At 51.2% G+C, this 18,309-nt stretch carries 18 protein-coding genes and 1 pseudogene; 4 read left to right on the top strand and 15 right to left on the bottom strand.

The window, feature by feature from the left end; genetic code table 11:
- Position 1: 1 nt before the first annotated feature.
- A complete protein-coding gene (gene torA, locus PGS10_RS22350) occupies positions 2 to 2,521 on the top strand; it encodes a trimethylamine-N-oxide reductase TorA (protein ID WP_315711282.1) in 2,520 nt (839 codons plus the stop codon).
- Between the two features lie 179 nt (positions 2,522 to 2,700).
- Here torA and PGS10_RS22345 read toward each other — a convergent pair whose 3' ends face one another.
- From PGS10_RS22345 to PGS10_RS22275, 15 genes and pseudogenes are all read right to left on the bottom strand, one after another.
- A complete protein-coding gene (locus PGS10_RS22345; protein ID WP_315711281.1) occupies positions 2,701 to 3,087 on the bottom strand; it encodes a DUF7079 family protein in 387 nt (128 codons plus the stop codon).
- 212 nt (positions 3,088 to 3,299) lie between these two features.
- Complete coding sequence (locus tag PGS10_RS22340) at positions 3,300 to 3,557, bottom strand: contact-dependent growth inhibition system immunity protein (RefSeq protein WP_052766195.1); 258 nt, start codon at positions 3,555 to 3,557, stop codon at positions 3,300 to 3,302.
- A complete protein-coding gene (locus PGS10_RS22335) occupies positions 3,446 to 4,417 on the bottom strand; it encodes an RNase A-like domain-containing protein (RefSeq protein ID WP_316423516.1) in 972 nt (323 codons plus the stop codon). Before PGS10_RS22335 ends, PGS10_RS22340 begins: the two co-directional genes overlap by 112 nt.
- 729 nt (positions 4,418 to 5,146) lie before the next feature.
- Positions 5,147 to 5,476: a TA system toxin CbtA family protein gene (locus tag PGS10_RS22330; RefSeq protein ID WP_063844052.1), complete on the bottom strand. Its 330-nt coding sequence runs from the start codon at positions 5,474 to 5,476 to the stop codon at positions 5,147 to 5,149.
- A gap of 20 nt (positions 5,477 to 5,496) precedes the next feature.
- On the bottom strand, positions 5,497 to 5,814 hold the full coding sequence (locus PGS10_RS22325; protein WP_063844051.1) for a type IV toxin-antitoxin system YeeU family antitoxin: 318 nt from the start codon (positions 5,812 to 5,814) through the stop codon (positions 5,497 to 5,499).
- 18 nt (positions 5,815 to 5,832) lie between these two features.
- A pseudogene (locus PGS10_RS22320) lies at positions 5,833 to 6,053 on the bottom strand (DUF987 domain-containing protein).
- Between the two features lie 8 nt (positions 6,054 to 6,061).
- The gene (locus PGS10_RS22315) at positions 6,062 to 6,544 is read right to left on the bottom strand and encodes a JAB domain-containing protein (protein ID WP_063844049.1); all 483 of its coding nucleotides are present in this window, start codon (positions 6,542 to 6,544) and stop codon (positions 6,062 to 6,064) included.
- Between the two features lie 8 nt (positions 6,545 to 6,552).
- Positions 6,553 to 7,011, bottom strand: a complete 459-nt coding sequence (locus PGS10_RS22310; protein ID WP_286472144.1) for an antirestriction protein — start codon at positions 7,009 to 7,011, stop codon at positions 6,553 to 6,555.
- Between the two features lie 85 nt (positions 7,012 to 7,096).
- Positions 7,097 to 7,333 carry a DUF905 domain-containing protein gene (locus tag PGS10_RS22305; RefSeq protein ID WP_063844047.1) on the bottom strand — a complete coding sequence of 79 codons (237 nt, stop codon included), beginning with the start codon at positions 7,331 to 7,333 and terminating at the stop codon, positions 7,097 to 7,099.
- A 76-nt stretch (positions 7,334 to 7,409) separates the two neighbouring features.
- On the bottom strand, positions 7,410 to 7,820 hold the full coding sequence (locus tag PGS10_RS22300) for a hypothetical protein (RefSeq protein ID WP_063844046.1): 411 nt from the start codon (positions 7,818 to 7,820) through the stop codon (positions 7,410 to 7,412).
- Between the two features lie 66 nt (positions 7,821 to 7,886).
- Entirely contained in the window at positions 7,887 to 8,324 is a 438-nt protein-coding gene (locus PGS10_RS22295) for a hypothetical protein (RefSeq protein ID WP_316423513.1), read from the bottom strand.
- A 41-nt stretch (positions 8,325 to 8,365) separates the two neighbouring features.
- The gene (locus tag PGS10_RS22290; protein ID WP_063844045.1) at positions 8,366 to 8,902 is read right to left on the bottom strand and encodes a DUF4339 domain-containing protein; all 537 of its coding nucleotides are present in this window, start codon (positions 8,900 to 8,902) and stop codon (positions 8,366 to 8,368) included.
- A 25-nt stretch (positions 8,903 to 8,927) separates the two neighbouring features.
- On the bottom strand, positions 8,928 to 9,638 hold the full coding sequence (locus PGS10_RS22285; protein ID WP_316423512.1) for a DeoR family transcriptional regulator: 711 nt from the start codon (positions 9,636 to 9,638) through the stop codon (positions 8,928 to 8,930).
- Positions 9,639 to 9,846: 208 nt separating this feature from the next.
- The gene (locus PGS10_RS22280; protein ID WP_316423556.1) at positions 9,847 to 10,671 is read right to left on the bottom strand and encodes a DUF932 domain-containing protein; all 825 of its coding nucleotides are present in this window, start codon (positions 10,669 to 10,671) and stop codon (positions 9,847 to 9,849) included.
- A gap of 93 nt (positions 10,672 to 10,764) precedes the next feature.
- Complete coding sequence (locus PGS10_RS22275) at positions 10,765 to 11,628, bottom strand: GTPase family protein (RefSeq protein WP_063844042.1); 864 nt, start codon at positions 11,626 to 11,628, stop codon at positions 10,765 to 10,767.
- A 650-nt stretch (positions 11,629 to 12,278) separates the two neighbouring features.
- Here PGS10_RS22275 and PGS10_RS22270 point away from each other — a divergent pair.
- From PGS10_RS22270 to PGS10_RS22260, 3 genes are read left to right on the top strand one after another with little or no spacing between them, the layout of a single operon-like run.
- A complete protein-coding gene (locus PGS10_RS22270; RefSeq protein WP_063844059.1) occupies positions 12,279 to 15,044 on the top strand; it encodes a class I SAM-dependent DNA methyltransferase in 2,766 nt (921 codons plus the stop codon).
- On the top strand, positions 15,041 to 17,086 hold the full coding sequence (locus PGS10_RS22265; protein ID WP_316423511.1) for a DEAD/DEAH box helicase: 2,046 nt from the start codon (positions 15,041 to 15,043) through the stop codon (positions 17,084 to 17,086). Before PGS10_RS22270 ends, PGS10_RS22265 begins: the two co-directional genes overlap by 4 nt.
- Positions 17,079 to 18,257, top strand: a complete 1,179-nt coding sequence (locus PGS10_RS22260) for a GIY-YIG nuclease family protein (RefSeq protein ID WP_041520800.1) — start codon at positions 17,079 to 17,081, stop codon at positions 18,255 to 18,257. Before PGS10_RS22265 ends, PGS10_RS22260 begins: the two co-directional genes overlap by 8 nt.
- Positions 18,258 to 18,309 lie beyond the last annotated feature (52 nt).

Here is an 18,309-nt window from a genome sequence, read left to right as displayed (position 1 = left end):
GATGAAAAAGAATAACGATTATGACATGGCGGATCAGAGCCAGGAATCCGGTATGAATCTGACGCGTCGCCGTTTTCTGGCTGGCGCCAGCGCCCTGATGGCGGCGCCGCTGCTGGCGGGGCTGTGGCCGCGTTCGGCGCTGGCGGAGGCCATCAGCCAGGCGATGCCGCAGTTTATTGCATTGCGCCAGGCGGAAAGTGGGATTCTCACCGGCGCTCACTGGGGCGCGTTTGAAGCCATCGTCCGCGACGGCAAAATGGTTGACGTTCGCCCGATCAAAGACGATCCGTATCCCAACGAACTGATTACCATGGCGCCGTATCAGGTTCACGCCGAAAACCGGATTAAATATCCGATGGTGCGTAAAAGCTGGTTAGAAGGCGGGGCGAAAAACTGTAAGCCGGAGCTGCGTGGCCGCGATGAGTGGGTCCGCGTCAGCTGGGATAAAGCCCTGCATCTGGTGGCGGGAGAAATCAGCCGTCTGCAAAAAGAGCATGGCCCATCATCTATTTATGCCGGTTCTTACGGCTGGAAAAGCGTCGGGATGTTCCACAACCCGAGAACGCTGCTGCAGCGCATGATGAACCTGGCGGGCGGCTTTGTCGGCTATTCCGGTGACTACTCCACCGGCGCGGCGCAGGTGATTATGCCGCACGTGGTCGGCTCTGTTGAAGTTTACGAACAGCAGACCGCGTGGCCAAACGTGATTGATAACAGCGAGCTGGTGGTGATGATCGGTTGTAACCCCATGATCACGCTGAAAAACAGCTGGAACCTGCCGGATCACGTCGGCCAGACGGGCTTTGAAGCGCTGAAGAAAAAGGGCACCCGGATGATCTGTATCGACCCGGTGCGCAGCGACAGCGCGCGTGAATTAGGCGCCGAGTGGATCGCCCCGCGCAGCTATACCGACTGCGCGCTGATGGCGGGGGTAGCCCATACGCTGCTGGCAGAAAATCTGCATAACCCAGATTTCCTGAAAACCTACACCGTAGGGTTCGATAAATTTGAAGCCTACCTGAACGGTAAAGAAGATGGCGTCGTCAAGGATGCCAACTGGGCTGCGGATATCAGCGGCGTTGATGCTGAGACCATCAAGCAGCTGGCGCGAGATATGGCGAAGCATCGCACCATGATCATGGGCGGCTGGGGCATTCAGCGTCAGCATCATGGCGAACAGGCCCACTGGATGATGGTGACGCTGGCGGCGATGCTGGGGCAGATTGGCCTGCCCGGCGGCGGTTTCGGCTTTAGTTATCACTACTCTTCAGGCGGTAGCCCAACCGCGCGCGGCGGCATTCTGGCGGGGATCTCCGCCGGTAGCCCAACGTCGCCGGCGGCGAAAGATATTACGCCGTTCCCGGTGGCGCGCATCGCCGATGCGCTGGCGAACCCAGGTAAGACCATCGACTATAACGGCACGAAAGTCACCTATCCGGATATTAAAATGGTGTACGTGGCGGGCGGTAACACCTTCCACCAGCATCAGGATACCAACAACCTGGTGAAAGCCTGGCAGCATCCTGAAACCGTGGTGGTGAACGAACCGTACTGGACGGCGACGGCGAAACACGCCGACATCGTACTGCCGGTGACCACCACCTACGAGCGTAACGATATGGACATGGGCGGCGACTATTCGCAGCTTTATGTCTTCCCGCTGCGCCAGTGCGTACCGCCGCAGAACGAAGCGAAAAACGACTTTGATGTTTTTGCGGGGATTGCCGAGATCCTTGGGGTGCATGAGGCCTTTACCGAAGGCAAAGATGAGATGCTGTGGTTGAAGGGCATGTATGACGAGATGAAAGCCCAGGCGCGCAACGCCCGCGTGGCGCTGCCGCCGTTTGATATGTTCTGGGCTTCCAACAATTACATTCGCTTCCCGATCCCGCAAGAGAACACCCAATGGGTGCGTTTCGCCGATTTCCGCGAGAACCCGCTGCTCAACCCGCTGGGGACGCCGTCAGGGAAAATCGAGATCTACTCTGACGCCATCGCCAAAATGGGCTACGAGGACTGCAAAGCGATTCCAACCTGGATGCCGCCGCACGAGTGGTATCGCGGGCCGGAAGCCGAGAAATATCCGCTGTCGCTCAATACCGGTCACCCGATTAACCGTCTGCACTCTCAGCTCGATAATACGCCGCTGCGCAAGAAATATGCGGTGGCCGATCGTGAAGCTATCTGGATCCATCCGAAAGATGCGAGCGCACGCGGCATCAGCGAAGGCGATCTGGTTCGCGCCTTTAACGATCGCGGGCAGATCCTGGTCGGAGCGGTGATTACCGATAACGTTCGCGAAGGCGTGGTGCGCATCAGTGAAGGGGCATGGTTTGATCCGGCCGATCCGTCGCAGCCGGGATCGCTGTGTAAAAACGGTAACGTCAACTGTCTGACCTTTGACGTGGGCTCCTCCAGCCTGGCGCAGGGGAACTGTGGCCAGATGTCGCAGCTGCAGATCGAGAAGTACACCGGACCGGCGCTGAAAAACACCGCGCACGATGTGCCGGTAGGCGCGTAACCCGCAGCTGACGTATGAAAGACAAAACGGACACTTCCGTGAGGGGTGTCCGTTTATCTGATGAAAGTGAATATATTCACGGCATCGCTAATTTTATAACGTCTTATTCCCTGTACTGCATGAGCCTGGCTTTTGGATATATACCTAAATCTATGCCAATCGCCTCGTTTAAAACCCTTTCAGAAGCATTTATCCAGTTCGTCGGAAAGCTTATTGAGTTCGTTCTGAATGTATTTACGGCGCTGTTTTAACAGTACGCGGGCTGGAATGACGCGCTCGATAATTGTCGGTTTCTTATATACATACTCTGTCACGAGCTGTTTAATATCTTTCTCTGACCAACCGTCCATCACCGGCGTTGGGTTGTAGAGAAGATTTGACTGGAGGGCAGGGGCAACCTCCTCATCCAGAATCACAAAGATCTCTTCCCGACTTAAACCAGACTCCTTTAACTTCTGCGCCATCCATCGGTAGTCGTAGTCCTGGAGTTCGCGTCCGGTAAACAGCTCCGATAATGCGTGCCAGACAGGAACGCGGGTCATCAGTTGAGCTTCTGTTAGTTGCATATTAGTTTCTCCCCTGTGGCCGGCAATACCCAATGGCCCGATGCTACAGTGTATGTCAGATATCTGGATAAACGATAGTCAGAAATAGCACCGGACTTACAAGGCAAAAATATCTGGCCTGAATATAAATAACTCGATACTCTGAAATAATATTAACAGTAAGCGATCTTCTTAATGCAGATTAGAACTTACTGAATAAGATCTTTTTGATGCTAATGTTTTAATAAAAAAAGGATTTTTTCCAGGAAGCTACGCCATGTTTCACCCCACGGTTCGGGATGGAACCTGTCATTCGCAATTTTCTTCATAATGGAGCTAAGCGCTTCTTCATCTTCGATTTCTAATAAAGAGGAAATTTCTAATTTAGCATCTTCAATTGATGAAATACTATAGTCACGATATCTGTCGATAATCTCATTAATCGAATTGCCAAAATCATCGTGCTCGTTACTAAAATAAATAGTGAGCATATCCTGTATGGCAGGGTACTTACGACCCGGTTTTTTATCCCATATATGGGTAAGACGTGAGAACATAGTACGGTTATCCCCTGATAAACTTGTTTCAGTAACACTACACGGACAGTATAACTGGTTTCTTTGACATTTAGTCCTTGCCGGAACCCGTATCCAATTGCACTACCGGTTTTATAGGTCAATTCAAGTGGACGAGAACCTGCGCCTGAATTTGCCCAATATACTACTTTGAGTTTATTGGCTTTTAATGCGTTACTGATAGCCTTTTCCGCATGTTGTACAGAATAAAATGATGATACAGACCTCATCTGAGGGCTTCGCGCCAGACGTTCCAGTAACTCTTTTTCTGAAATCGATACGTGTTTGGATAGCGTGTGACCGCCAATTTTTACTGGGCGTACGGCTTCATGATCTATGATTCTAAAATTTCCTGCGCGGACATAAGCAACACGAGCAGCGCCTAAAGCGAGGCCAAATGCAGCCGGGACAGCAATATCTACGGTCAGGCCAATGCTCACTGCTGTCTTTTCGTCGGCGCCTAACTGACGTGCAGTTTCAACAGCTAACTGGTAAGCCGCTGTACGGGTATCGCGGCCTGTGATGATTTGGTCAATTGATGCATGAAGGCTATCGAGTCCATGGGCGCCAACGACGACACAGGCCGCTTTGGTCAACATAGTTGGGTCAGGAGCCGCGCATAAAATCGTAGCTCCGGCTAATTCAACAGTACTCATTGCTACATCGAGCCCACCTAGCAATCTGTTTTGTAGTGTCTCCGCTTCTGTCACTGTTTTATCAGACATTACTGCCGCCAACTGAACTGGCGACATTACAATATATAATCCATTATTCATAGTGCCCCCCTGATATCTACTTGGCGATAGTAAAAAACATTATCGTGATTCGCAAATGAAACTCTACAAGTAATTTTTGTTTCTTGGCTTTTGGTTTTTTTACGGGTGAGTTTTGTCGGTGTAACCTATAATTTGGGCTTATATAAAACTATGTTTTATATGATCGACAGAGGTATCGGCAAATTTTTTTACATAGTGTCTTTCTATATTTAAAAATATAGCGATTGATTCACTTTAAGTTGTTAGATAATATTTTTATGAGTTTTATATATGGTGCTGGGTTTTATTCGTAGTATAAGACTGGCAGGATCGTCTACCGGGGTGTGTTCAGTCCCTTTTGCCGGGTTTCCATAGTTTTAGGCACCTCAAAAACAATAAAGCTTTATGAGGTGCCTAAAAGGTTCGGATTTAATGATTTCTCTTCGGACTTCGCGGGACAAATTCAAGGCACAAAAAAGCCCGCAGGGCTTGCGCCGTGCGGGCTCTTAGGACTTCATCGGATGACTCTGGTAATCACCGATGGAGAATTTTGGGCTGGCGGAGTCTGAATTGGTGCTGTAACTTGTTGTTTAATAGCTTTTAATATTCAGTTCAATTTTCAATTTGGTCCCATTGTTGGTCCTAAAAGAAAATGTCAGGTTTTTTTGCAGGGGATGGGGTACAGCAGAAGTCTCTTCGTCTGTGAGATTAGCATTTTGCTTTCCTTTAGTCTGCTCTGTATTTAAGCGTTTATTTCACGTTAGCTTTTAGCAATCCGGTAGAGCGCCTTGCTCGCAGAATATCCACTACGGAAATATACGGGGTTTGTTCTTGCCACGAAAACGCCTTCCGGTCGATACGGACAAGCTCGTATTTTTCTACCAGAAAGTTCACCGCATCGCTGAGCGATACTCCAGCATCAATATGTTCCTGAATAACTGTTTTATCACTGAACGGCGTGTCGTTTAGCGTCAGGCCATAGTGTTGTTCCAGCAGGCGTGTCAGTAACATTTGCCAGACAGCCACGGGCGACAGACAGGGCTTCGTTGCCCGCGAAATTGTAGCAGGTAGAGTTTTCATGTTTGCTCTCGTGAAATTCGTTAGCGTTGAGTGGGATAGACGGCGATGTATACATAGCCGCAACTGCCAAGAGTGTCGGCTTCGCAGGTGAAACCGTTGTGGTACAGGGTGACACAGTGGGCATGGCGGGGATTCATTTCACCAGTGGTCAGCATCGATTCCATCTGGCTGATAAAGTGCGGGAATGTTTCATCCAGCTTCCGGCATTCAGCGTCACTGAATTTACCGGTGATACTGGCCCGGTCAGCCAGATAGTACAGTCGGTTGCCCTCCTGTACCAGACGGGCTCCCAGACGCGGCGTGGTATCCCGCTGCAGGCCCCATGTAATGTTGCTCATGTATAACCACCTTTATTGTCAGTTCAGAGTGATACCCATCAACAGGCATAGGGCCCGTTGCGGTCCTGGCGGCGTTCGGCGTATACCGCCAGCACGCCGGGAATGTCAGGAACTACCTTACCGGTGTAATGACAGACACTGCCATGCCACTGGTATATGCCGGTGCAGTATCGAAAAATGCGGAAGGCCGGGTGCTGACGGTAAATCGTCATCGCCCGGCGTTTACTGATAATTTTCATGTCATACCTCAAAGCAGACCGTGTTCAGCGAACGATAATATCTGCGTACCACCTACGATAAGGTGGTCAGGCACACGGATATCAACGAGCTGAAGCGCCTGCACCAGACGCTGCGTGATGGTCTTATCTGCCTGGCTGGGCGAGGTGTCGCCGGAAGGGTGGTTATGCGCCAGTATCACTGCTGCTGCATTGAAAAACAGGGCGCGTTTGACCACCTCACGGGGATGTACCTCGGTGCTGCTGATGGAACCGGCAAATAGGGTTTCATGGGCAATCAACTGGTTTTGCTGGTTCAGATACAGCACCATAAACTCTTCGCGCTCCAGTCCCGCCATTTTCAGTTTCAGCCAGTCACGGGCAGCCTGAGTGGAAGTGAATGCCACGCCTGTTTCGCGCAGGTGTCGGTCAAGCAGCGTTAAGGCGCGTTTTACCGTGCGTTGTGCGGTTAGTGGTAGTGCCGGAGTCAGTGGGATAAGTGGCTGTTCCATCATAATTATCCTTAATCAATAATGCGCAGAATGGCGCTGGATTCAGGGTGCTGCAGGGCGTAATCCCGCAAACGGTAATAGTGCTCCGTCATGGCATCGCATTCGTTGCGACAGGCGTGATGGCTGTATTCAATCAGGCAGACAGCGATACCTGCGGCTTCAGCGCTCATTTCCGCATCATTGCCGTTCATGCCGTTGAACAGATGCCATTTATCCTCACCTTCAGCATCAGGAGCCATAAATGCGCCGCCATTGCTGAGCGTGTAAAAGGACCAGATACCACCGCTGTACTCATCACAAAAGCGCTCCATCCAGGCGAAAATACGGGGTTCCAGCGTAATCCATTGCGGGATAGCGCCAAAGTACAGCGGCCAGAAATCGAGGCGCTGTTCGTCAGGTACTGGTGTTGCAGTGAGGTCAAATTGAGGTTCATTAGCGGACATCAATTCGTATTGAGTTTGTGTCGTCATGGATATTCTCCGTCAATAAAAACGCCAGCAACGATGTCTGGCGTATGGGAAATAAAGGACATACAGGGATGAGGAATGGGTGTGGTCAGGAGGAGGATGCTCTGAGGATGCCTGACTTGCGGATATAACGGTTAAGCCCTTCACCTGCATCCGGTTCAAAGCACCACGCCCGCCAGATCATTCGACCTTCAGAGTCACGAACCACCAGGCGGAAGTGACTGCGCTGGTCATCTTCAATAGCGATGTTTTGATACCGGCGGGTAACCGCTTCGGCCTGCGGTCGGGTAAAAGGTCCCGGTGGCAGCATGTGAGATTCAGGCATTCGGTGTACCTTAAAAGCAAAAGCCCCTGACGCAGACGCGTCAGGGGCTGTGGGTGTATTCAGGTTGAGGGGATTATCAGTAACCGGTTTGTACCTTATACAACCGCAGGGTTTTACTGCCCCGGACAATTTTCACATACAGGGCATTATCTTTCGTGCCTCGCACAAAACCGGCCTGCACATCACCCTTACAGTCACCACCGTCGTATGGAATGTTGACACCGGTCTGACGCACCAGATCAATAACCCCGAAGCTTAAGTCTTCACAGGCCGGGCCCGGCAGGTCGTGAATCAGAGCAAATTTATGGTCGTCGCTGACACCTGTCAGTGAGCACATGGAGGTGTTGATATCGTTTCCCTGGCACCAGTATTCCTGACCGGGATTGTCTTTATCCATCAGGCTTGCCGGAAGCTGAGCAGCACCGGCACTGAATGCGGCAAGTGACAGAATGAGGGCGGGTACAGCAGAGGTCATTATTTTCAGCATGGTTTTCTTCCTGAATGAATCCAGCCCGCTGTCGGGCAAAATGAGGTAGGTTGATATCGGGTGTTATCAGAAGCGGCGGTAACGAAACAGCTCTTTGCCCTGATAAAGCGCCACCAGGTCGTCATATTCCGGCTTCTTCTGGTTGGGCTTAAAGGTCACTACCGTGCCCGGACGGCACAGGTCTTTTACGGTGAGACCGAATTTCTTGTCCGGACTAATGGTGAATCCCTTCGACACATCGTTGCGCATGATAGTTATCCAGCCCCACAGGCCGCCTTCGCAGTCTTTAAAAGGTGCTGAGCGCACCGTGACCATCCCGCCCTGACGGTCAACAGACATGGCTTCGCATTTTCCGGTAACCTGACGATGCGCATCACACCAGAAAATATTCCCGTTGTTGTCATTGACGACTGCAGGTAGCGTCCGGTTATAGGGCTGGGCCTGAGCCCCTGCACAAAGCAGAAGGCTGCCGGTAATGCCCAGTATTTTAATCAGTGTTTTCATTATGTTGGTCCTTAACAGAGAAAGTATCAGGTAGCGGTGATTCAGGCCCATACGGTCAGGGCCAGCATCACAAGCCATACCCAGAAGTAAGCTGGTTTCTGACCGAGGTTTTTCGCCCGCCGCCACAAATAGAACGGCACCAGCCAGGCCAGTTTGCCGAACGTGGTGGTATCCACTCCGGCCTTACGCAGGCGTCGTTCATCGAGATACCCCAGAACGATATTGAGCAGCAGCGTGATAAACCAGTACTGCCCACCCGAGACGGCATCATATGCCTCGTCAAATGACATCCCGCTCAATCCTGCAGTCCACAACTCCAGCGCGTAGCCAATGAAGGGAGCAAATGCCAGCGTCCACACAACGCCACCCGGAATGCGGTTCCCCGGCAGCGCTGGCGGTGTGGTGCTCCGGAGCAGAGCCGAAGCCAGCGGGGTGGCGGAGACCGGCTGCCACTCTGCCATTCCCTGTCGCCACACCAAAGTGGATGCAGTCAGTTCACCGCGCATAATCAGGCTGGTGATGTCGTCTTCGGTCACATTGTCGTGACGTATGCCATTTTTCTCGTAATGCCAGATCATTGTTTTTCCTTCTTAACAGAGGTAATTAAATCAGTGTGTTGCCCGGCTCCTCCTCAGAGGGCCCAGGAGACAGGACTTCACGGATACAGCTGAAGTGCGGAAGGGCCCGGATAAAGCCCGCCTGTGTGGTTAACTGGCTGAGACGTTTTAGTGGGGTGAACGTTGTATTGAGGACTGTCACCGCATGGATGGTCGCCAGTGGATGCACGGTGATATACCCGTTAAGTTCACCAGTGAGGTACCAGCAGCCGTCGAGTGATATCAGGCGGTACGGGGCCAGCCCGTCACAGCGCTCTCCCTCTGCCAGCAGCAGTACCCGCTGGCAGGCGGTAATGGCACTAACAAGACGGTAGAACACCAGTGAGCTAGCCGGTGACACAGACTGTGGCGGCTGCCATACCAGACACGGCATCCCTCCTGCAGTGAGCAGCATGCCCGCCAGACGCCGGTCCAGCCCCGGAAAAATATCGGCCAGTCCGGCCCGGTGCGCGAAGGTCAGCACATCCAGCTCCCCCTGTACACCCCCACCGGTGCTGCGCAGGCGGCATTGCCCCCGTCGATACTCAAGGTCGAGGTACATCAGCCGTTCGCGAAAATCCCGTCGCAGGGTACGGACTGATACACCAAACTCTGCAGCCAGCCGCGCCATGTTCAGCGTTTCACCTGCAACCAGGCGGCTGATTATCAGTGACAGCCTGACAGCCAGCCGATCATGACGGCGCTCTGTCTGTGCCATCTTAAATCTCCGTAATAGTTAACTGACTGAATATGAAATGATTCTAAAGAGGGGGGCGGACAGGGTATGGACATGGAATGAACTATTTTTTATCTGCCTCCGGAAGCAGGCCCGACGCGGCATACCGTGAAATGCGATGAAAAAACACTCAATCCAATGGAGGCAAAACGGACAGGGAGTGTCCTTTCCTAACATGCTGATAACAAGCTCAGGACTGAAACCCACCCAGCATCGCTTCAGCCATCACCCAGAGAGCCCGGTTGAGCTTCACATCTCCGTCGATACCACGCACGGCGCGGGTATGCGTTCGCCCGCCTTTTGCACTCCGACCACTGAGCCCGCCCTTAATCAGGTTCTCCTGAATACGCTGGTATGTGGTCCACAGATCATTGCTCTCATCCTGCCAGCGGCGTGGGGAGAGTATCTGAGGTGCTGTCACCGGCTGGTGGTCCTCACCGAAACGGTACGTCAGTGCAGCCTGTGCCAGAGCCTGTTGTGCAGGCGGCGGCAGCATCAGCGACTGCATGGCATCCCGCTTCTCTTCCACACGGTCAAAAATACCCAGCACTTCATACGCTCCCTCAATCACCTGACTCACGACATCTCCTTTGTGCGGTACCCGCACCTCGCCAAACGACTCACCGCAGACAAGCCCGTTCTGGCATACCGCACGGAATAGTCCCGGTAGCATCTGATACGAACTGGAGCCATCGTGAGAATTGAGCAGAATAATTTCCGGAACCTGCTTACCGGTAGTCTGCCCCTCCCGACGCAGGCGCAGCATATGCTTCGTATGTTCACGACGACCCGGATCACGCACGCGGGCCTGACAGGCAAAGAACGGCTGAAAGCCCTCCCGCTGCAGACTGTCCAGCAGAGAGATGGTGGGTATATATGTGTAACGTTCACTGCGGGATTCGTGTTTGTCCTCGCTGAAAACGCTGGGCACCACAAGAAACAGTTCTTCGCGGGATAACGGACGGTCACGACGGATAAGATTTACTGCGCCAAAGCGCGAAGCCAGACGGGTCATAAGCAGACCCCTCATGATGGAAAATAAATACAAAAAGCCCCGCCGCAAAATCGCGGCAGGGCTCAGGAAACTACGGGTTAGAAGGGTTAATTTTCAGAAGAAGAAATTCCAGACTGCACGAGCGACTGATACCATGATGTCGCGTACAGACTGGATGACTGTCCGAACCGGGGCCGGTATCAGGGGCATGGAACTTACAGTGTCCAGTACCGAGCCGACCGTTTCACCAAAATCGTCACGAGCTTTTTTATTAACGACATCGGTACGAAGTTGAGCACTAAGCTGTACCGCTACCGGACTACTGGCCTCCCGCGGCAGGCAACGAATCATCCGTTCAGCCATCACCCGCAGCCCCCACTGCAAACGTACCGACACCGCACAGACAGGGTTTACAGGTTGGAACAACTCATGCAGTAGACAGATTTTGCGGCTGATATTTTGTTTCTGCTCTGTAGACAGCTTTTCACCACCGCAGGTGGGTTCAATCTTGTCGGACTGACTGATAACAAACAACACCTTATGCCGGTATACCTCACCAATCACCTCCCGGTAAAAATGTTCATCCACCGCCAGCGCTCGATCATCGCCCTTAATCAACCACAGCACCAGGTCCAACCGGGGAAGATGTTCGCGATATAGGGCGGCATATTCAGTATCGCGTAAGCTACTTTCCCCTACACCTGGTAGATCAACAAGGGTCATAATGCGCTCGCCCACTTGTAGGCTAAATTGCAAGGGGTCGCGTGTGCAGGCGACCACATCGCTAACGGGTGAAACCTCACTGGCAAACAGGGCATTGCACAACGATGATTTTCCCGCCCCGGTTTTACCCATAATGCCGATTACCGGTTCGTACTGCGTGAGACTGCGAAGACGCTCAAGGATAAGGTAGCGAAGCGTGTGTGGCAGTGACACCAGCGGTTTTTCAAAAGCCTGTAGGCCGTCAGATTTTTGCATACGAATATCTCTATGTGAAAAAAAGACCCCGCGATCCGATAAAAGATGTGGGGGATTCACGTAGATGATATCTATCTGAATTTATTTGAAATATAAGCAGAAACATGTAACTGCAGCAGTGCCACTTTTAAAATAACGCTCATGGTGACTGGCAGCTTTTTGCCAATAGTAGACATTTACTCCTGAGTTTAGATATCGAAATTAGTACTCCAATATAGATAGAACATGGAGTGAACCGAATTGCCTGTGCGAGACAAGAACCGTTGGCCCCTTTGGTTCGACGGGTAGCAGGAAAGTCATTTCCTGTGCTGAAGAGGGCTTCTGAGGTAACCAGAGAATTTTTAAGAACCTCAGAAATAATGACGTAAGTTACTTATATGCGATCTCTTAATATATCATGACATTAGTAGCATTTAAGTGCATGAAAGTTTGTACATTTGTTTGAGTTTATCTCGAAGCTAGAAATCTCAACATAAATATATAAGAGGGTATTGTGGAACGAGAACCTGAGGCTGAATCTACTACAGAGCTGGGTTCTATTCTGTTAAACTTGCGGCCAAAAACTTCCAAGAAAACCTAGGATATGACATGAGTTCACTGCACACCTGTAACAGCAGGGCGGTCACATGCCAATGGAGAGCTGTACGCAAATGAACGCCGTAGAAATTGAACAAGCCATCACGGATCTTGCAGAGCAACCCTTTGATCCCATAGAGTTTCCTTATGCTTTCCTTGAAGCCTTTGGCAACAAGGAAACGACTATCAAACGCTTGCGCGCCGGAGCATCCAATAAGTCCGATTTGGGCGGCGTTCTTCAGACCAATAACATTCACATTTTGGCTAGTGAAGAAGGGCAGGTAACACAAATGCTGGCTTCACTCAAGGCCAGCCCGGCAACAGGCAAGGCCAAGGCCAAATTCATCCTCGCCACAGACGGAAAAGACTTCGAAGCTGAAGATCTCATCAGCGGCCAGACTGTCGCTTGCGCCTTTAAAGACTTTCCCGATCACTTCGGCTTCTTTTTGCCACTGGCAGGAATCAGCACTGTTCGCCAGATCAGCGAGAATGCCTTCGACATTCGGGCCACTAGTCGCCTGAACCGTTTGTACGTCGAACTACTAAAAGATAATCCTGAATGGGGTACTACTGAGCGTCGTCATGACATGAACAAATTCATGGCGCGATTAATATTCTGCTTCTTCGCTGAAGACACCGAAATATTTATTGGCAAGGGACGCTTCACCGAGACCATTGCTCAGATGAGTGAGCGTGATGCTTCAAATATGCACGACGTTATCGCCACGCTGTTTCGCGCTATGAACACCCCAGGTGATGAGCGTGTCAGCGTCGGTATTCCACGCTGGGCTGCAGAGTTTCCTTATGTTAACGGGGCTTTATTCTCGGGTAGTGAGGAAGTGCCGCGCTTTAGTCGCATTGCGCGCTCCTATCTACTGCATGTTGGCAATCTGGACTGGACCAAGATCAATCCAGATATTTTCGGGTCGATGATTCAGGCCATTGCAGAAGATGAAGAACGTGGTGAGTTAGGTATGCATTACACTAGCGTCCCCAATATTCTCAAGGTGCTTAACCCACTGTTTCTCGACGAACTGCGGGCGAAACTCGAGGAAGCTGGCGACAACCCGCGGATGCTGCTCAATCTGAGAAAGCGTATTGCCCGCATCCGCGTATTTGACCCCGCGTGCGGTTCTGGCAACTTCTTAGTCATTGCATATAAAGAAATGCGTGTGATCGAGGCCGAAATCAATCAGCGACGCGGCGAGCCAGATCGTGCGTCTGAAATACCTCTTACCAACTTCCGCGGGATTGAAATACGTGATTTCCCCGCGGAGATTGCCCGCCTTGCGCTGGTTATCGCTGAGTACCAGTGTGATGTACTGTATCGGGGGCTAAAGCTTGCACTGGCTGAGTTTCTACCTTTACGCAACGAAAATTGGATTACCTGTGGTAATGCGCTGCGGCTCGACTGGATGAGTGTTTGCCCTGCGACTGGAACTGACGTGAAGTGGCAGACAGATGATCTCTTCAAGACACCTCTCGATCAAGCTGAGATCGATTTCGAGAACGAAGGTGGCGAAACGTACATTTGTGGAAACCCACCATTTACGGGTACGCGCAAACAAACAGCTGAGCAAAAAACTGATTTGAAAGAAGTTTTCTCAAATCTTACAAGTCAATGGAAAAATGTCGATTACGTTGGAGCTTGGTTTCTAAAGGCGGCGCAGTACAACGCGCAATGCAATGCACCTTTCGCTTTTGTTGCCACAAACAGCATTTGTCAAGGGCAACAAGTTCCAATTACTTGGGCCTTACTCCATTCGATGGGACTGGGTATTCGCTTTGCTGTAACTCCTTTCAAGTGGAATAACTTGGCTAGCCATAATGCTGGGGTTACGGTGGTTATTGTTGGCGTTGATGCTTATAAAAGCGGCGTTCGAACTCTTTATTATAATGATACTAAAGCAGTAGTTGAGCATATAAACCCATATCTAACTGCTCATAGAGTTGAGATCGTTGAAGCTTTAAAGAGCCCAGCCTTCCTGCCGCTTTCCTTGGAGTATGGCGTGTACTACTCGAAATCTGCAGGATTGATCCTTTCACCGGATGAGGAGCGGAGCATAAAAGCCTCGGGTGTACCCAGTCAATACATACGCCAGTTTATTGGTTCACATGAATTCATTAACGGAGAGGTTCGCTATTGTCTTTGGATATCTAATGAGCAAATGGATGATGCTTTGTCCTATGAAGAGATTTCTTTACGTGTTGCGGCGGTTAAGCGAGACCGCCTTGAGACCGTTGACAAAGCAGTAAATAAACTTGCTTCGAGACCCCATCAATTTAGAGAATTCAAGGGTGATGATGCTAAGAAAATATTTGTCCCGATAGTTAGTTCGGAGAGTCGGTATTACTTTCCGGCAGGACTGGCTGGAAGTAATGTCATCCCCACAAACAAAGCTTTCTATGCTTCAACGGAAGAATTGTGGCCATTGGCTATTCTCCTCTCTAGGCTTCATCTGACTTGGATCGGAACGATATGTGGGCGGCTCGAAATGCGCTATTCGTACTCAAATACCCTTGGGTGGAATACTTTCCCTATCCCAACACTGACCGACAAGAATAAGCGCGACCTCACTCGCTGTGTTGAGGATATTTTGCTGGCGCGGGAGCATCATTTCCCAGCGACAATCGCGGATTTGTACGACCCCGAAAATATGCCGGCAGAACTACGCGCCGCGCATGAGCGCAACGACGAAGTGCTTGAACGCATCTACATCGGTCGCCGCTTCAAAAATGACACCGAGCGGCTGGAAAAGCTGTTTGACCTTTATACCAAGATGACTGCTTCAGTTACACCAATCAAGAGCAAGAAGCGTAAAGCAGGAGCCGACACATGAGCGTCAAGATCAAGTCAGTACCGTCCGTTTCCGTTACTTATGCACGCAACGGAGAATCGACTAAGTCTAATGCCCTTGGAATGCGCCCTATGCAAGAGCGCGCCTATGAGAAACGTGGAGAACAATATCTTCTCATTAAGTCGCCGCCCGCCTCCGGTAAGAGTCGTGCTCTGATGTTCATTGCACTCGACAAACTCGAAAATCAGGGGATCAAACAGGCCATCATCGTCGTTCCAGAGAAATCCATCGGTGCTAGCTTCAACGATGAACGACTATCGCAGTTTGGATTTTGGGCTGATTGGCATGTCGAACCTAAGTGGAACCTGTGCAATGCGCCCGGTAACGACAACGGCGGCAAGGTAAGATCTTTCGGCTCTTTTCTTGAAAGTAGCGACAAGGTGCTTGTTTGCACACACGCAACCTTTCGCTTCGCGGTCGATGCCTACGGCATAGAAGCTTTTGACGATCGCCTGATCGCGGTAGATGAATTCCACCATGTGTCAGCTAACCCGGATAACAAGCTTGGTCAGCATTTGGGGCAGTTCATCGCGCGTGACAAGACACACATCGTTGCCATGACCGGCTCCTACTTCCGGGGGGATGCGGAGGCCGTTTTGGCTCCTCAGGATGAGTCCAGGTTCGATACCGTCACCTATACCTACTACGAACAACTCAACGGTTACGAATACCTCAAGCAACTCGACATCGGCTACTTCTTCTATAGTGGCTCCTACGTCGATGACATCCTTAATGTCCTCGATCCTGACAAGAAGACCATTATCCATATACCCAACGTCAATTCGCGAGAGAGCACGAAGGATAAAATCAAAGAGGTGGAGCACATTCTCGGCGAGCTTGGCGATTGGCAAGGTGCGGATCCTGCGACAGGCTTCCAGCTAGTCAAATCCCGCGATGGCCGAATGTTGCGTATCGCTGATCTGGTGGACCCAACTAGCCAAGGCAAGATTCAGGAAAGCCTTCGAGCTGTAGAAATGAAGACAGACCGTGATTATGTGGACATCATTATTGCTCTTGGTATGGCGAAGGAAGGTTTCGACTGGATCTGGTGCGAACATGCGCTGACCGTTGGCTACCGTGCCAGCCTGACTGAGATCGTGCAGATTATCGGCCGCGCCACTCGCGACGCGCCGGGTAAAACCCGCGCGAGATTTACTAACTTGATCGCCGAGCCGGACGCTGTAGAGGGCGCAGTCACTGAGGCAGTCAACGATACCTTGAAAGCTATCGCGGCGAGCTTGTTGATGGAGCAGGTACTGGCTCCGCGCTTCGAGTTTAAGCCCAAGAATCCAGAAAGCGGCCCGACTCCAGGCTTTGATTATGGTGATGGAGGATATGACCCGGATAGCTGCAATTTTGGTGTTAATGAGCAGACAGGGACGTATCAAATCGAGATTAAGGGACTTGCCGAGCCCAGGAGCAAAGAAGCGGCACGCATCTGCCAGGAAGATTTAAACGAAGTGATCGCGGCCTTTGTGCAGGATAAGCCCGCCATCGAACGAGGTCTGTTCGATGAAGAGCTGATCCCTGAAGAGTTAACACAGGTTCGTATGGGTAAGATCATCAAAGAAAAGTATCCTGAACTTGATGCTGAAGATCAGGAGGCTGTACGTCAGCATGCTATCGCCGCTCTTAACCTCACGCAGCAGGCTAAGCGTATTGTCAACGGCGAGAACGATGGGACGCTCAATACTGCCCTTATTGACGGAGTGCGTCGCTTTGCGATGGACGTACGCGATTTAGACATAGATCTTATCGACCGCATCAATCCCTTTGGTGAAGCCTACGCCATCCTTGCTAAGACAATGAGCGAAGATAGCTTGAAGCAGGTCGCGGCGGCCATCTCGGCCAAGCGTACCTCGATCACGCCTGAAGATGCCAAAGTGATCGCCAAGCGTGCTGCTGAATTCAAACGTGAACGTGGGCGCCTCCCATCGTTAACTTCGCCGGATGCCTGGGAAAAGCATCTTGCAGAAGGTGCAGCCGCGTTTATGCGTTTTAGGGCGGAGGGACATTATGAGTAATTCTGATTTAGACGATTTGGCGGCAGAACTTGCCGAATTTGCACCACCGGAGAAGAAAAAAGGACGTCCAGCCAGCGAGGAACGCATCATCGCAGGTTTTGAGGAAATCCAGCGCTTCGCTGACCAACATGGACGTGCGCCGCAACACGGCGAAGATCGTGAGATCTTCGAGCGCCTCTATGCAGTGCGGCTCGACCGGCTACGCAGTCTCCCAGACTGCCGTGCCTTGCTAGAGCCGCTGGATCATCAGGGCTTGTTGGCCGGAGGGGGGGAGGGAGCGGAGTCAGCGGACGAATTTATCGATATCGATAATTTGGCTGCCGAACTGGCGGATGTTACCAGCGAGGACGATATCACAGTCTTGCGTCATGTTCGTGCTAGCTCCGAAAAGCGTGCTGTACAAGGGATCGCGGATCGCAAGCCGTGCGAGGATTTTGATACATTCAAACCGCTATTTGAACAGGTGCGCAGTGATCTAAGTTCAGGGTTAAGAGTGACCCGACCTTTTGGACAGTATGCAACGATTGAAGTGGGCCATTGGTTCATCCTGGATGGTCAAACGGCTTATGTGGCTGAGGAAGGTGAAGAGTTCGATTCGCCACAGGGGAAGAAAGATGCTCGACTGCGTGTCATTTACTCGAATGGTACGGAAAGCAACCTACTTCGGCTGTCACTGGTTCGTGCTTTGTATAAAGACGAAACAGCACGCCGAATTACCGATCCAGACATGGGGCCTTTATTCAGCGATGCTCTAGAAGAGAGCGATCTAGAAAGTGGCACCATTTATGTGTTGCGTTCGCTATCTGATAACCCTTATGTAGCTGAACATCGTGATGTCATTCACAAGATTGGAGTGACTGGCGGCAAAGTAGAGGCGCGTATTGCCAATGCGGAACACGATTCTACCTATCTGTTAGCGAAGGTCGAGGTGGTAGCTTCATACAAGCTTGCAGGCATCAACCGCACCCGGATGGAAAACCTGTTTCACAGGTTGTTTGCACCCGCAAGGCTTAACATTACCATTAACGACCGTTTCGGCCATCCAGTGCAGCCCGAGGAATGGTTTCTCGTTCCGTTATTCGTTATCGATGAGGCTGTTGCACGTATTAAGGATGGTAGCATCATTGGGTATGTTTATGACCCCATGTCTGCGAAACTGGTGAAGGCATAGGGCAGAATTTACGCATTATGATGAAAATCACCAATACAGTTCGCAGGTATAT

The organism is Klebsiella sp. 141153 (assembly GCF_032601995.1).
GTDB lineage: Bacteria > Pseudomonadota > Gammaproteobacteria > Enterobacterales > Enterobacteriaceae > Klebsiella > Klebsiella aerogenes.
This window is presented reverse-complemented; position numbering and strand designations above follow the sequence as displayed.

What these genes read in the sequence shown, in the direction of transcription:
- PGS10_RS22330 (WP_063844052.1), bottom strand. Translation starts at nt 5,476, where the DNA reads ATGAAAACTCTACCTGCTACAATTTCGCGGGCAACGAAGCCCTGTCTG.
- PGS10_RS22295 (WP_316423513.1), bottom strand. Translation starts at nt 8,324, where the DNA reads ATGAAAACACTGATTAAAATACTGGGCATTACCGGCAGCCTTCTGCTT.
- PGS10_RS22305 (WP_063844047.1), bottom strand. Translation starts at nt 7,333, where the DNA reads ATGCCTGAATCTCACATGCTGCCACCGGGACCTTTTACCCGACCGCAG.
- PGS10_RS22280 (WP_316423556.1), bottom strand. Translation starts at nt 10,671, where the DNA reads ATGACCCGTCTGGCTTCGCGCTTTGGCGCAGTAAATCTTATCCGTCGT.
- PGS10_RS22345 (WP_315711281.1), bottom strand. Translation starts at nt 3,087, where the DNA reads ATGCAACTAACAGAAGCTCAACTGATGACCCGCGTTCCTGTCTGGCAC.
- PGS10_RS22270 (WP_063844059.1), top strand. Translation starts at nt 12,279, where the DNA reads ATGAACGCCGTAGAAATTGAACAAGCCATCACGGATCTTGCAGAGCAA.
- PGS10_RS22325 (WP_063844051.1), bottom strand. Translation starts at nt 5,814, where the DNA reads ATGAGCAACATTACATGGGGCCTGCAGCGGGATACCACGCCGCGTCTG.
- PGS10_RS22300 (WP_063844046.1), bottom strand. Translation starts at nt 7,820, where the DNA reads ATGCTGAAAATAATGACCTCTGCTGTACCCGCCCTCATTCTGTCACTT.
- PGS10_RS22310 (WP_286472144.1), bottom strand. Translation starts at nt 7,011, where the DNA reads ATGACGACACAAACTCAATACGAATTGATGTCCGCTAATGAACCTCAA.
- PGS10_RS22275 (WP_063844042.1), bottom strand. Translation starts at nt 11,628, where the DNA reads ATGCAAAAATCTGACGGCCTACAGGCTTTTGAAAAACCGCTGGTGTCA.
- torA (WP_315711282.1), top strand. Translation starts at nt 2, where the DNA reads ATGAAAAAGAATAACGATTATGACATGGCGGATCAGAGCCAGGAATCC.
- PGS10_RS22340 (WP_052766195.1), bottom strand. Translation starts at nt 3,557, where the DNA reads ATGCTCACTATTTATTTTAGTAACGAGCACGATGATTTTGGCAATTCG.
- PGS10_RS22265 (WP_316423511.1), top strand. Translation starts at nt 15,041, where the DNA reads ATGAGCGTCAAGATCAAGTCAGTACCGTCCGTTTCCGTTACTTATGCA.
- PGS10_RS22290 (WP_063844045.1), bottom strand. Translation starts at nt 8,902, where the DNA reads ATGATCTGGCATTACGAGAAAAATGGCATACGTCACGACAATGTGACC.
- PGS10_RS22260 (WP_041520800.1), top strand. Translation starts at nt 17,079, where the DNA reads ATGAGTAATTCTGATTTAGACGATTTGGCGGCAGAACTTGCCGAATTT.
- PGS10_RS22285 (WP_316423512.1), bottom strand. Translation starts at nt 9,638, where the DNA reads ATGGCACAGACAGAGCGCCGTCATGATCGGCTGGCTGTCAGGCTGTCA.
- PGS10_RS22335 (WP_316423516.1), bottom strand. Translation starts at nt 4,417, where the DNA reads ATGAATAATGGATTATATATTGTAATGTCGCCAGTTCAGTTGGCGGCA.
- PGS10_RS22315 (WP_063844049.1), bottom strand. Translation starts at nt 6,544, where the DNA reads ATGATGGAACAGCCACTTATCCCACTGACTCCGGCACTACCACTAACC.